This is a genomic window from Burkholderia sp. BE17 (assembly GCF_009362305.1).
In the GTDB taxonomy this organism is placed as follows: domain Bacteria; phylum Pseudomonadota; class Gammaproteobacteria; order Burkholderiales; family Burkholderiaceae; genus Burkholderia; species Burkholderia pyrrocinia_C.
Window position 1 is genome coordinate 12,473 of the sequence record NZ_WHNU01000016.1, and the last position, 12,334, is coordinate 24,806.

Annotated in this window: 12 protein-coding genes and 1 pseudogene; 5 read left to right on the forward strand and 8 right to left on the reverse strand. The window is 69.3% G+C overall.

Annotation, left to right across the window (positions count from 1 at the left end):
- Positions 1-26: 26 nt before the first annotated feature.
- Positions 27-182: pseudogene (locus GD429_RS15485) on the reverse strand (LysR family transcriptional regulator); the annotation flags it as partial.
- A gap of 169 nt (positions 183-351) precedes the next feature.
- On the opposite strand from GD429_RS15485, the gene GD429_RS15490 reads away from it, so the two are divergent.
- From GD429_RS15490 to GD429_RS15500, 3 genes are read left to right on the forward strand one after another with little or no spacing between them, the layout of a single operon-like run.
- Complete coding sequence (locus GD429_RS15490) at positions 352-702, forward strand: ArsR/SmtB family transcription factor (protein WP_105391262.1); 351 nt, start codon at positions 352-354, stop codon at positions 700-702.
- On the forward strand, positions 692-1,126 hold the full coding sequence (locus tag GD429_RS15495) for a YeeE/YedE family protein (RefSeq protein ID WP_152857690.1): 435 nt from the start codon (positions 692-694) through the stop codon (positions 1,124-1,126). The genes GD429_RS15490 and GD429_RS15495 overlap by 11 nt, the downstream gene beginning before the upstream one ends.
- A gap of 1 nt (position 1,127) precedes the next feature.
- The gene (locus GD429_RS15500; RefSeq protein ID WP_152857691.1) at positions 1,128-1,550 is read left to right on the forward strand and encodes a DUF6691 family protein; all 423 of its coding nucleotides are present in this window, start codon (positions 1,128-1,130) and stop codon (positions 1,548-1,550) included.
- Between the two features lie 224 nt (positions 1,551-1,774).
- Here GD429_RS15500 and GD429_RS15505 read toward each other — a convergent pair whose 3' ends face one another.
- The gene (locus tag GD429_RS15505) at positions 1,775-2,125 is read right to left on the reverse strand and encodes a hypothetical protein (RefSeq protein ID WP_152857692.1); all 351 of its coding nucleotides are present in this window, start codon (positions 2,123-2,125) and stop codon (positions 1,775-1,777) included.
- Between the two features lie 203 nt (positions 2,126-2,328).
- On the opposite strand from GD429_RS15505, the gene GD429_RS15510 reads away from it, so the two are divergent.
- A complete protein-coding gene (locus GD429_RS15510) occupies positions 2,329-3,813 on the forward strand; it encodes a PLP-dependent aminotransferase family protein (protein WP_415748937.1) in 1,485 nt (494 codons plus the stop codon).
- Between the two features lie 65 nt (positions 3,814-3,878).
- On the opposite strand, the gene GD429_RS15515 is transcribed toward GD429_RS15510, so the two are convergent.
- The 3 genes from GD429_RS15515 to GD429_RS15525 form a co-directional block, all read right to left on the reverse strand.
- Positions 3,879-4,154, reverse strand: coding sequence for a hypothetical protein (locus tag GD429_RS15515; protein ID WP_152857694.1), 276 nt, complete (start codon positions 4,152-4,154; stop codon positions 3,879-3,881).
- 97 nt (positions 4,155-4,251) lie between these two features.
- Complete coding sequence (locus GD429_RS15520; protein ID WP_321574631.1) at positions 4,252-5,670, reverse strand: cytochrome-c peroxidase; 1,419 nt, start codon at positions 5,668-5,670, stop codon at positions 4,252-4,254.
- Positions 5,667-7,130: a metallophosphoesterase gene (locus GD429_RS15525; protein WP_152857695.1), complete on the reverse strand. Its 1,464-nt coding sequence runs from the start codon at positions 7,128-7,130 to the stop codon at positions 5,667-5,669. Before GD429_RS15525 ends, GD429_RS15520 begins: the two co-directional genes overlap by 4 nt.
- Positions 7,131-7,320: 190 nt before the next feature.
- Here GD429_RS15525 and GD429_RS15530 point away from each other — a divergent pair, with 190 nt between their 5' ends.
- Positions 7,321-8,169: a class I SAM-dependent methyltransferase gene (locus GD429_RS15530; RefSeq protein ID WP_152857802.1), complete on the forward strand. Its 849-nt coding sequence runs from the start codon at positions 7,321-7,323 to the stop codon at positions 8,167-8,169.
- 97 nt (positions 8,170-8,266) lie between these two features.
- On the opposite strand, the gene GD429_RS15535 is transcribed toward GD429_RS15530, so the two are convergent.
- The 3 genes from GD429_RS15535 to GD429_RS15545 all read right to left on the reverse strand — a co-directional run bounded on the left by GD429_RS15535 (position 8,267) and on the right by GD429_RS15545 (position 12,235).
- A complete protein-coding gene (locus GD429_RS15535; protein ID WP_152857696.1) occupies positions 8,267-8,578 on the reverse strand; it encodes a hypothetical protein in 312 nt (103 codons plus the stop codon).
- A gap of 61 nt (positions 8,579-8,639) precedes the next feature.
- Entirely contained in the window at positions 8,640-10,661 is a 2,022-nt protein-coding gene (locus GD429_RS15540; RefSeq protein ID WP_152857697.1) for a BCCT family transporter, read from the reverse strand.
- Positions 10,662-11,047: 386 nt separating this feature from the next.
- Entirely contained in the window at positions 11,048-12,235 is a 1,188-nt protein-coding gene (locus tag GD429_RS15545; protein ID WP_152857698.1) for a porin, read from the reverse strand.
- Between the last annotated feature and the right edge of the window lie 99 nt (positions 12,236-12,334).

The following is a 12,334-nucleotide window of genomic DNA, read 5'->3' on the forward strand; positions in this document are numbered from 1 at the left end:
GCCCGGTTTGCGCCGGGCCGCGCGATTCACTCCACTTTCACTTTCTCCCATCTACCTGCCTGAGGCGCCGCGCCGGCGCGCAGGCATTCGATCGTCGTGGCACGGCTGCGCGATTCGCGCTGTCGGGGTTCGGGGTACCGGTACATCGACACCGCGCCCTGGCCCTCGAGTTCCATCGGCAGGGCGCTGGCGCGCGACATGGTTCGCGCCGACGCGAAGCGTGTGTCGGCGCCTGTGCGATCGCTGGCGAGCAAGCCTGAGCGAACAGGGCGCAAGGTCGCCGATAGATAGCAGGAAGCAACGCTATATAAATTGATATATTATTTATTCTTTAATTGTTTTCCCGCTCCGATGAACCACGATCTTCCCGCCGGGCTGCCCGAGCCCGACCAGATGCGCGCAGCCGCCGAATCGGCCTGCGCGTTCCTCAAGGTGCTGTCGAATCCCGACCGGCTGCTGCTGCTCTGCGAACTGTCGCAGGGCGAGCGCTGCGTGAGCGATCTCGAGACGACGCTGGACATCCGCCAGCCGACGCTGTCGCAGCAGCTCGGCGTATTGCGGGACAACGCGCTGGTCCGCACGCGGCGCGAAGGCAAGAACATCCACTATTCGCTCGACAGCCCGGCCGCGATCGCGGTGATGGGCGTGCTGTACGAACAGTTCTGCGGCCCGGCCGCGAAGGGGACGCGCGATGCAGCTTGATACGCTTCATTTCACGCCGTGGCTGTCGTTGGCCGGCGGCGTGCTGATCGGGCTCGCGGCCGCGTGGCTCGTCGCGTTCAACGGCCGGATTGCCGGCATCAGCGGAATCGTCGGCGGCCTGTTCACGGCGGGTTCCGGAGAGCGCGACTGGCGCGTCGCATTCGTCGCCGGGCTGATCGCCGCACCGATCGCGATGCGCGTCGCCGGAGCCGGTCTGACGCCGCAGGTAGACGCAAGCTGGCCTGAGCTGCTGGCGGCCGGGCTGCTGGTCGGGATCGGCACGCGATACGCGGGCGGTTGCACGAGCGGCCACGGCGTGTGCGGGATGTCGCGCGGCGCGCTGCGTTCGGTGGTCGCGACCGCGACTTTCATGATCGCGGGCTTCGTGACCGTATTCGTGCAGCGGCACGTGCTGGGAGGCTGACATGCAGGCAGGATTCGCGTTTCTGGCGGGGCTGCTGTTCGGCGTCGGCCTCATCGTGTCGGGCATGGCCAATCCGCAGAAGGTGCTCGGCTTTCTCGACCTGGCGGGCCGCTGGGATCCGTCGCTCGCGTTCGTGATGGCCGGGGCGACGGGCGTGGCCGTGTTCGCGTTCGCGTGGGCGAAACGCAGGACGCGGTCGTGGCTCGGCTTGCCGATGCAGTTGCCGGCCTTGCGGGCGATCACCGTGCGCCTGGTCGCCGGAAGTGCGGTGTTCGGCATCGGCTGGGGGATGGCCGGGTTCTGCCCGGGGCCCGCGATCGTGTCGATCGGCTTCGGATCGGCCAAGGGGATCGGGTTCGTCGTCGCGATGCTGGCGGGGATGGCGATATTCGAGTGGGTCGAGCGCCGCAGGAACGTGCGGTGATTCGATGGCCGCCGCGTGCCGGGCAGGCTGCGGCGGACAACGCCATTTCTTCGGATGAGGATGGCCGGAGCGCAGTGCGTTCGCTCGTTGCCGCGATGATGAGGTGGCTGCGTGGCCGTCTCCACGAATCGGTGAGTCGGTGAGTCGGTGAGTCGGTGAGTCGGTGAGTCGGTGAGTCGGCAAACCGGCAAACCGGCAAACCGGCAAACCGGCAAGGCGCGACGTCAGGAATGCTCTCGCACACGATGGCCGCCGCGCACCCGCCCGGACAGCCGGCGCAGGATCGCGCGGCACGCTGCGAGCACGCTTCTGCGGCCGGCAGGCTCCACAACCGCCGTGCTGACCGCACCGGCGCCGCCGGCCGACAACGCCACGTGACCGGCCGTCTCGAGCACCAGGCATTCGCCTTCGTCGAGCACGCGGCGAATGTACTGCGGCGAGTCGGGCAGCCAGTCGAGCCCGCCGTGACGCAGCGTAACCGCGAGTGCGCCGTCCAGCACGATCACCTGGCTGCCCTTGTCGAACCACGCAAAGTGGCTTTGCCCGGCGTCGAGCCGGATATGTTGCGTCCGCATGGCGATTCCTTTTCCCTGTTGCGCGGCCTCGCGACGGCGAGGCGACAGCGTGCAGTCAGGTTAGGGAAACCAGCGCGGGCACGACAGATTCAGGGGACGGGAATCTGTTGCGGTGCAGGTGCCGATTTTGCGTCGCTGTATCGGTGGTTTTTCCCGGAATCTGTATCTGGCGTGCACCCGGACGCGCGGGCACGATGGCCCGCATGACGCCTTTCGCCGACGCATCCCGCACGCCTTTGCCGATGGACGGCGAGCCGCTTTACGAACGGCTCGCCGAACATTACCGCCGCATCATCGCGGCCGGCACGCTGTCGCCCGGCGACCGGATGCCGTCGGTGCGCGCATTCATGGCGCAGCACGGCGTGAGCCTGTCGACCGCGATCCAGGCATTCCGGCGGCTCGAGGATACGGGCTGGTGCGAGGCGAAGCCGCGCTCCGGCTACTTCGTGCGGCGCCGCGCGTCGGCCGCGCTCGAAACACTGCCGGAAAGCGACGGGCCGCCGCTGAGCGTCGAGCCGCCGTTCGCGGGCCTGCACGAACGCGTGTCGCGCGTGATCGACCGCGCGAATGCGGCAACCGATGCGTTGAATCTCGGCGGCGCGTCCGCGCTGGCCGCGCTGTATCCGACCGAGCGCCTGCAGGCGCTGGCGATCCGGCTGCTGCGGCGCAAGCCGACGTTGCTGACCGACGCGGGACCCGTCGGCGGTTCGCCCGAATTCCGGCAGACGATGGCCAAACGCGCGCTGTCGTACGGCGTGACCGTTTCGCCGGACGACGTGATGTCGACGAGCGGCGGCGTCGATGCCGTGAATCTCGCGCTGCGTGCGGTGGCACGCCCCGGCGACACGATCGCGATCGAATCGCCGGCCTTCTTCGGCTTGATCCAGCTGCTCGAAAGCCTCGGCCTGCGCGCGCTGGAAATCCCGGCCAGCCCGACGACCGGCCTGTCGATCAAGGCGCTCGAAGTGGCGCTGACCGCGTATCCGGACATTCGGGCCGTGGTCGTCGTGCCGAACCTGCAGAACCCGCTCGGCTGCGTGATGCCCGACGAACGCAAGGCCGCGCTCGTCGCGCTGTGCGCGCGCCACGGCGTGGCCGTGATCGAAGACGAGCCGTATCGCGAGCTCGTCGAGGCGCCGCAGGCGGTCAAGCCGGCCAAGGCATGGGACCGCGACGGCACGGTGATCTACTGCCCGTCGTTCAACAAGGTGCTGGCCCCCGGGATGCGGCTCGGCTGGATGAGTGCGGGGCGCTGGCATGCGCGCGTGAAGATGCTGAAGTTCGCGCACAGCCGGCACAACGCCGCGTTGCTGCAGGCCGTTGCCGCCGAATTCGTCGGCTCGGGCGCGTTCGATCGCCATCTGCACCGGTTCCGCGAACAGTTGCGTGTGCAGCGCGATGTGACGATCGACGCGATCGCGCGGCATTTCCCGGCCGGAACCCGAATGAACCAGCCGCCGGGCGGGATGCTGCTGTGGATCGCGTTGCCGGAAGGCGTGCGCTCCGACGCGCTGTTCGACGCCGCACTGGCGCACGGGGTCAAGATCGCACCCGGTTCGATCTTCTTGAATTCCGACCGCTTCGACGCTTATATCCGGCTTGCGTGCACGCGCGTGTTCGATGCGGCGCACGAGGCGGCATTCGAAACGCTCGGCCGCCTGATACGCGACGCGGCTGCTGCCGCATAAGCACGACAGCGGCCGGCGCGCGATCGCTCCGGCCGGCCGCGCCGCCGCAGCGGCGGGACGTCATGTCAGCGGCTGGCCGAGTGCGAAGCGAGGTGCTGGCGGATCAACGACAGGTAACGATCGCCGACCGAGAAGTCGCGTGCGACGCGCGGCCGTTCGGCCTGGCGCAGCGTGGCCGGCGCGCTCATGCCCAGATACCGGCAGACCGCCGACGGAAACGGCTTGCGCGTATGCCCGAGCTGGCGCGCCGCGCGCTCGACGCGGGCGTCGCCGACCTGGGCGCGAAGCCACGCCAGCACTTGGCGATCGGTGTCGTTGACGATTCGGACCAGATGTTCCATCGCGCACCTCACTGTTCATAAATACAGTACTGTAAATATAACCAGTGTTTGCGGCGACCGCAAGCGGGCGCGCTTGCGGCTGGCCGTTCGGCCAGGGTCAGCGCGCCGGCGAGGTGGTTCGACGGTCCGGCGATGCGGCGATCCGGGCGGCGGGGGAAGCAGGGGCAGCAGGAGCGGCGATGTCCGTATAACGCGCGTCGGTCAGCGCGCCGAGGAACGCGACGATGTCGTCGATTTCCGCGTCGGTCAGCGCGGGCGGCGTGCCGGGCCGGCGGTTCATCGGCGTCGAGTTGACGTTGATGTTGCCGCGATAGGCGGCCGGCACGTCGTCGAACGTCGTGGCGCCGTGATACCAGAAGCCGGGGTCGGTCGAGCGCGTGTTGTAGAACGCGACCGCGTCGCGCAGCGTCGTGAACACGCCGTTGTGCATGAAGGTCTGCTTGACCGTGACGTTGCGTAGCCCCGGCGTGCGCAGGTAGCCGCACCATTGCGTCGGCTCGGGCCAGCGCAGCCGCCGTGCGGTGTCGCACAGCCCGTTGTCGAAATGGCGCGGATCGCGGTTCGCCGGCAGCGCGCGGTTGCGCGGCACGGCGATCGCGTCATAACCGAAATCGGTGAACAGCGAGCGCTCCGGGCGGCTCGACGTGTCCGACAGCGTGTGGCAGGTCATGCAGTTGCCCTTGTCCGGATTCCGGAACAGCGCGAGGCCGCGCATCTCGGCCGGCGCGAGCGGCTTGCGGGTGCGCAGGAACGCGTCGAAGCGCGACGTGAACGGCGCCATCTCGTCGCTCTGCAGATAGGCCTCCACGGCCGAACCCAGCGCGCGCACGAGTTGCTCGGGATCGCGCCGCACCGGGGTGCCGAAGCGCGCGGCGAGATCGGGCGCGAGTTCGGTCGCATTGACCTTGCGCAGCAGCGCGGCCGGCGACCGGTTGTTCATCTCGTTCGGATCGAACAGCGGCCCGCGGATCTGCTCGGCGAGCGTATCCGCGCGGCCATCGCTGAACAGTCCGCCGAACGGCGACGGCGCGGGCGCATCGTCGTCCTGGTAGAAGTGGCGGCGCGGCACGTAGCGCACATAGAGCAGCGACGGCGCATTGCGCCGGCTGAAGCGCCCGGGCCGGCTGCCTTCCGGCACGCCGGGCCCCGCGAGCGAAGCTGCCGACAGCGTCGGCGCGAACGCGCGGCCCGGATCGTGGCAGCCCGCGCACGACATGCCGCGCGGCTCGGACAGCCGCCGGTCGAAGAAGATCCGGCGGCCGAGTGCGACGAGCGTCGGGTCGGGCGCGAAGCGCGCGGTGGCCGCGTCGATCTTGCCCGTCACCTGCGGCGTGCCGTTGCCGATCGTGTCGACGACGCGCGACGGCGGCGCGCCGGGGAGCAGGACCGTTTCGGACGGCGCGGCGTGCGCCGCGTGCACCACCAGCGCCAGGCCGGCGAGCACGGCCGCGGCAAGCGTGTGCAGCGTTTGACGGCCGCGCGCAACGCGGCCGTCACCTCGAACCTGTTCACTCACGGCGCAATGAACCCCGTCTTGTCGCAGGCGAGCGTCGTGCCCGACTGGTTGCACGACGCGAGCAGCTTGCCTGCCGCCGAATACGCATGGAACACCCAGCCCGTCGCCGGTGCCGCGCGGCGTTCCATGATCAGGAAGCCGAAGCTGTTGTTGTGCGACAGCCGCTCGATCACGGCGCCCGGTGCCGGCGTCAGGCCGGCCGGGAACGGGTCGGGCAGTGCGACGTCGAGATTGTCGCCGCCGTTGCCGGACACGATCGTCGCCGGGTGCCCGGACGAGAAGTTGATCGCCTGGAAGTCGTGCACGTGACCGTGCAGCGCGACGTGCACGCCCGGCGGGTAGTACGCCTGCGCGTTGAGGCTCGCCATCACCGACTGCAGCGCGAGGTTGCCCGGCGCGGGCGTGCTGCCGGCGATCGGCGCGAACGCGAGGATCGGATGATGGTTCGTGAAGATCGTCGTCGTCATGCCGGCCTTCGACGCAAGCGCGGCCACCGTCTGGAACTGCTTCTGGTAGATGCCGAATTGCGCGTCGGTCGTCTTGAGCGGCGCGCGGCCGACCTTTGCGGTGTCGAACACGATCACCTGCGAGCCGCCGCCGAGCGACACCGCATAGGGTTCCGAATAGTTCGCGTTGTTGTCGTTGGCCGGATCGTCGCACGAGCGGGCGGCCGAATACGGTCGCGGGTCGAGGAAGCGGTACCAGCCCTGGCCTGCGCGCGCGCATTCCTCGTGGTTGCCGCGCACGACGACCCACGGCGCCTTCGCGAGCAGCGGTGCGGCCGGGCGGAACAGGTCGGCCTGCCACGTATCCCAGCCATAGCCCCACGGGCTGTCCTTGCAGCCGGCGATGTCCGGCGGGCAGGCGTTCTCGCGGTAGTGGTAGTCGCCGACGTGCAGCACCAGGTCGGGCGACAGCTTCGCGACGCTGGCCGCGATCGTGTCGAACGGCCAGACCGTCGCGTCGTTGCACGCCTGCCATGCGTTGTCGGCCTTTTTCATCCGGCAACCGGTGTCGGCAATGATCGCGATGCGCTGCGGCTGTGCTTTCGGCAGCGGCAGCGTGCGGCCCGCGACGCTCGCCGCCTGCGCATCGGCCGGCAACGTCGTTTCGCAGACGGAGACCGGGAAGCTCGACGGCTTCGAATCGGCCGGGTCGCTGGCGGTCGGGCGCTGGGCCAGGGTCGCGGCGCCGGCGCGCAGCGTCATGCGCGACAGCTTGCCGTCGACGGTCAGTTGCGGACACAGCGGATCGCCGGCCGATGCGGGGGTGTAGTTCGTGATGACGCGCGCGATCGCCTGGTTCGCGTCGCCGATCTCGACCCACGCGGCCTGGACGTTGACCGACGCACTGGCCGGATCGGCCGGCGAGTCGATGTGATTCGAGCACGCGGACAGCGCGGCGAGGGCAACAAGGGGGGCGCAGCGCGCGAGCAGTGCGCGCGGGAGGAGTCGTCGCATGGGAGGCACCGTAGGAAAGCCGTCAACGATACGCAGCGCGAATGTAAGAAATGTGAAAAACCGGGGGCGCGACGGGGGGCTCGCCTTCGCGTCGGGTATCGCCGGGTATCGCGGCCGGGGCCTTGACCTCAAGCCGGCTTGAAGCAGCATAGTGCGCTTCATGATCAACGAACGAGAAGGGGAAGCGACGATGGAAACCAACCTGCCCAACGACGAACAATCGGCGCTGTGGAATGGCCCGTCGGGGCGTGCATGGGTCGATGCGCAGGCGGCGCTCGACCGGATGTTCGAGCCGTTCGAGGCGCTGCTCGCCGATGCGGCGGCCGCGTCGGCCGCGCGCGGCGTGCTCGACGTCGGCTGCGGCACGGGCGCGGTCACGCTCGCGATCGCGCGCCGGCTCGGCGCGGAAGCCCGATGCACGGGCATCGACATCTCGGCCCGGATGATCGACGCCGCGCGGGCGCGCGCCGAACGCAGCGGCATTCATGCCCGCTTCGTGCGCGCGGACGTGCAGACGCATGCGTTCGAGCCCGCGAGCGTCGACCTGATCGTGTCGCGCCTGGGCGTGATGTTCTTCGACGATCCGGTCCGGGCGTTTGCGCATCTGCGGCACGCGGCGCGGCCGGACGCGCAGATGCGGTTCGTCGCGTGGCGCAGCGCGGCCGACAACCCGTTCATGACGACGGCCGAGCGGGCCGCCGCGCCGTTGCTGCCGAACCTGCCCGCGCGCCGGCCCGGCGCGCCGGGGCAGTTCGCGTTCGGCGACCGGCAGCGGATCGCGTCGGTGCTGTCGGGCAGCGGCTGGACCGACATTGTGATCGAGCCGGTCGATATGGCGTGCGCGTTGCCCGAGCCAGCGCTGAACGACTACATCGCGCGGCTGGGCCCGGTCGGGCTCGCGTTGCTGGAGGCGGACGACGCGGCGCGGCGGCGCGTGGTCGACACGGTGCGTGCCGCGTTCGAGCGTTACGTGCACGGCGCGGAGGTGCGCTTCGACGCGGCGTGCTGGCTCGTGACGGCGCGTGCGCCGTCCGCGTAACGCGTTGCGATAAAAGGCGGATCGGGAAAGGGCCGCCTGCCGGCCCTGCGCATTGCTGTTCGCGCATGCCGCAACAGCGCCGCGCGACATGCGCGCGTCAGCGTTTGCGCGCGCGCAGCATCAGCCACGCGCAACCACCGGCAACCAGCGCGAGGCCGAGCAGGACGGCCTCGACGCCGAGCGCGAAACCGGGTGGCATTTCACCGCTGTTCGGTGCGGGCGACAGGTTGTCGCCCATCGCGACGGCGCCGCCCGCCAGCAGCGCCGTGCAGACGACCCAATAGAGCTTGCCGCGCGGCGTCGCGGCCCGAATCCGCCACAGGGCGATGCCGGCTCCGCCGAGATAAAGCAAGGCAAGCGTGCCGAGCGCGACGAGGTCGGCGGCGCGGCTTTGCAGGAGCCCGCTCATCGCGCGGCTCCTTCGGGCATGGCGGACCGGCGCGGCGCGGCAAAGGCTGCGGCGTGCGTGCTCATTCGGCCTCCGTCGCGTGTCCCGGCGCGCGGCTCAGCAGGTGCGTGCGCTTGTCGGCCGCGAGCGACACGTAACGCTCGTACTGGCGCAGCACGTCGGCAATCACTTCGTCGCCGCGCAGGTATTCGAGGTCGTAGCCGAGCCGCCCGTCCTCGAAGAACGTGACGATCCCGTATACGTGCGCACGCGCCGCTTCCGGCTCGGCCGCCTCGCGCACCAGGAACGCAGCCGCGGATTTCACCGTCACGCGCACGCCGTACACGAAATCGCGGTGCTCGGCGGTCGGCACGGTGAGCCGCACGGCGTCGTCGTTGTCGCGCTGCACGTGCGCATCGACGCCGCCCGCGCGCAGTTCGTCGGCGACCTTGCGCAGCGCGGGCTCGACCGTCTCGGCGACGAACTGGCGCGCCTCGGCCTCGGTCGTCTGCCGCAGGATGTGCGTCAGGCGGTGGCGCCAGTGCTGGCCGGTCCAGAAGCTCGCCGCAGGCGCGATCTCCTGCGAATAGTGCGCACGGTCGGCCGCGAGCCCACGCCACAGCCCGTAGCAGAGCGCGAGCATGATGATGGCGACCGGCAGCGCGGCGATCAGCGTCATCGCCTGCAGCGCACCGAGCCCGCCCGCGACGAGCAGCACCGCGGCCGTTACGCCGAGCAGCGCGGCCCAGAACAGCCGTTGCCAGACGGGCGAATGCGCGGTGCCGCGCGTCGCGATCTGGTCGATCACGAACGCGCCGGAATCGGCGGACGTAACGAAGAACACTGCGATCAGCACGATCGCGGCGATCGACAGCCATTGCGACAACGGCAGGAAATCGAAGAAGCGGAACAGCAGCGAATCGACGTTGGTGGCCGTCTGCGCGAGTGCGCCGGCGGCGCCGTGCGTGTCGAGCCAGATCGCGCTGTTGCCGAACACGGTCATCCACACGAGGTTGAACGCGGTCGGCACGAGCAGCACGCCGATCACGAACTGGCGGATCGTGCGGCCGCGCGAGATGCGCGCGATGAACATGCCGACGAACGGCGACCACGAGATCCACCACGCCCAGTAGAGGATCGTCCAGCCGCCGAACCAGCCTTCCTCGCGCGGCGACGCATACGCATAGGTGCGAAACGACAGGTCGACGAGGCTCGACAGGTACTGGCCGATGTTGTCGCCGAGCGCGCGGAACAGGAACGCCGTCGGGCCCGCGACGGCCACGAATGCCAGCAGCAGGAACGCGAGCAGCAGGTTCAGCTCGGACAACCGGCGCACGCCCTTGTCGAGGCCGCTTGCGGCCGACAACCCTGCGAGGATCACGACGAGCGCGACGAGCCCGATGCGAAACGCATTGCTGCCCGTGTCCCAGCCGGCGACCGTATGCAGGCCCGCGCTGATCTGCATCACCCCGTAGCCGAGCGTCGTCGCGATGCCGGCGACGGTGCCGACCAGCGCGAACGCGTCGACCGTGTGGCCGATCCAGCCGTTGATGCGCTCGCGCAGCACCGGATACAGCCCCGAGCGCAGCGTCAGCGGCAGGTTGTAGCGAAAGCCGAAGTACGCGAGCACGAGTCCCATCAGCCCGTAGATCGCCCATGCATGGAAGCCCCAGTGGAAGAAGGTCATCAGCATCGCCTCGCGCGCGGCGGCGGGCGTGCCGGGGTCGACGGTCGGCGGTTTCAGGAAGTGCTGCATCGGCTCGCCGACGCCGAAGTACATGAGCCCGATGCCCATGCCGGCCGCGAACAGCATTGCCGTCCACGATAGGAAGCTGAATTCGGGTTCGGCGTCGTCGGGGCCGAGCCGGATGTTGCCGAAGTCGCTCGCGGCGATCAGCACGAGAAACACGAGGAAGCCGGTGACGGCGAGTACGTAGAACCAGTCGAAGCGCGCGATGACCCATTGCTGGCCGGCGGAGAACAGCGCGCCGGCTTCGCTCGGGAGCAATGCGCACACGACGAGCAGCGCACCGATGACCGCGAGCGAGGGCAGGACGACCTGCGGCTTGAATGTCGTGCGCGGGGAGGGATGGGAATCTGGCATGTCGGGCATCCAGTTGTGGGCGCAACGAGGCGCGACGCCGTCCGGCGCGCAGGTTGCGCGGCGGACCCTGCTACGGCGTGCGTCGAGTGTACCGCGGTGTCAGGACTGCAAGAAGGGGCATGCAGAAGGGGGCAACCTGACGAATTGTAAGGTATTGCGGCGATCGAGAACACCCGTACGGTTCGCGCGGCGGGCGGACGGGGCGTGGAAAGACTGGTGGGCGCCGGGCTTCCGGCGCCCGGACGGCGCGGGCAATGCGCATCGTCCGGGGCGCGGGCAGCGCGCTGCAGGCGCAGCCGTGCGGGTTCTCAAGAAAACGCTGGGCCGCCCCAAGTTTTCTTGACCCCCTCGGGGGGCCTGGCGCGAAGCGACCGGTCTGGGGGCGCTCAGAACGTGACGGCGATCCCGGCCATGCCGACGAACTGGCCGTGCGTCGTCGACGGCGTGAGCTGCTGCGAATCGCCGACGATCGGCGCCGCGTCGATGACGTGGCCGGCGCCTTGCGCGCCGAGCGTCTGCCCGCTCGAATGCGTGTACGCCTGCAGCGCATACAGCGTCGTGCGCTTCGACAGGCTGTACGACTCCTTCAGCGAATACTGCTGGTAGCGGGCCGCGCTCGCGACGCCGTTCGCTTTCGACGCGAGCGTGTACGCGAACGCGCCGGCTACCGCGAACGCCGGCGTGAAGCGGTACGCGGCAAGCGCGCCGTAGGTGTTGAACACGGCCGTGTCGGTGAATGCGGAGCCGTTGCCGGGCAGGTACTTCACGTTCGAATAGTTGACGCCCATCGTCAGGTTGCCGAGCGTGTAGTTGCCTGCCGCCGCGACGTGCTCGATGGCCTTCGCGGTCAGGTAGCCCTGGTTCAGCACGGACACCGCGAAGCTGCCCGACGACGCGGTGGCCGGGTTCAGGAAGCCCGCCGACGAGCCCGAGCTGTTGATGCGCAGGTAGCCGGCCGCGATCCCGACCGGCCCGTTCGCGTAGCGCAGCGCGGCGCTGAACGTATTGCCCTTGCCGGTCGCGCCGGCAATGCCGCCGAATGCGTACATCGCGCTCGCGCTCAGCCCGGAGAATGTCGGCGACGTATAGGTTACCGAATTGTTCACGCGGATCGTCGTGTCGAGGCCGTCGATGTCGCCCGGATGCGCGCCAGTCGCGCCGGTCAGCCAGCTGCTCGACGCGTACGGTCCGACGAACAGGAAGTAGGGCGTGTACTGGCGGCCGGCCGTCAGCGTGCCGTAGCGATCGTTGCGCAGCCCGACGAACGCCTGGCGATTGAAGATCGTGCCGGCGGCGGCCTGCGCGCCGGTGTTCAGGTTGAAGCCGGACTGCAGGTCGAAGATCGCGTGCGTGCCGCCGCCGAGATCCTCGTCGCCGCGCAGCCCGAATTTCGACGCATACAGGTTGCCGTCGCGCATGTAGATGTTCGAGTGGCCCTGCTGGTTGTTCACGTATGCGAGCGAATCGTCGACGACGCCGTACAGCGTCACGCTGCTCTGCGCGTGGGCGGCGGTCGCGCCGAGCGATGCGGCCGATAAAATCAGGATTGCATATCGATTGGCGGGTGCTTTCATTGTCGATCTCCAGATCTCTTCATCAGTTCAACGGGGCGGGAGGCTGAAGCACCTCCTCTGTGGCGGGAGGCGGGCCGCGCGAACGGCCCGCCCGATCGG

Excerpts from the sequence above, each read along its gene's own strand:
- GD429_RS15490 (WP_105391262.1), top strand. The coding sequence starts at position 352 with ATGAACCACGATCTTCCCGCCGGGCTGCCCGAGCCCGACCAGATGCGC.
- GD429_RS15495 (WP_152857690.1), top strand. The coding sequence starts at position 692 with ATGCAGCTTGATACGCTTCATTTCACGCCGTGGCTGTCGTTGGCCGGC.
- GD429_RS15500 (WP_152857691.1), top strand. The coding sequence starts at position 1,128 with ATGCAGGCAGGATTCGCGTTTCTGGCGGGGCTGCTGTTCGGCGTCGGC.
- GD429_RS15505 (WP_152857692.1), bottom strand. The coding sequence starts at position 2,125 with ATGCGGACGCAACATATCCGGCTCGACGCCGGGCAAAGCCACTTTGCG.
- GD429_RS15510 (WP_415748937.1), top strand. The coding sequence starts at position 2,329 with ATGACGCCTTTCGCCGACGCATCCCGCACGCCTTTGCCGATGGACGGC.
- GD429_RS15515 (WP_152857694.1), bottom strand. The coding sequence starts at position 4,154 with ATGGAACATCTGGTCCGAATCGTCAACGACACCGATCGCCAAGTGCTG.
- GD429_RS15525 (WP_152857695.1), bottom strand. The coding sequence starts at position 7,130 with ATGCGACGACTCCTCCCGCGCGCACTGCTCGCGCGCTGCGCCCCCCTT.
- GD429_RS15530 (WP_152857802.1), top strand. The coding sequence starts at position 7,321 with ATGGAAACCAACCTGCCCAACGACGAACAATCGGCGCTGTGGAATGGC.
- GD429_RS15535 (WP_152857696.1), bottom strand. The coding sequence starts at position 8,578 with ATGAGCGGGCTCCTGCAAAGCCGCGCCGCCGACCTCGTCGCGCTCGGC.
- GD429_RS15540 (WP_152857697.1), bottom strand. The coding sequence starts at position 10,661 with ATGCCAGATTCCCATCCCTCCCCGCGCACGACATTCAAGCCGCAGGTC.
- GD429_RS15545 (WP_152857698.1), bottom strand. The coding sequence starts at position 12,235 with ATGAAAGCACCCGCCAATCGATATGCAATCCTGATTTTATCGGCCGCA.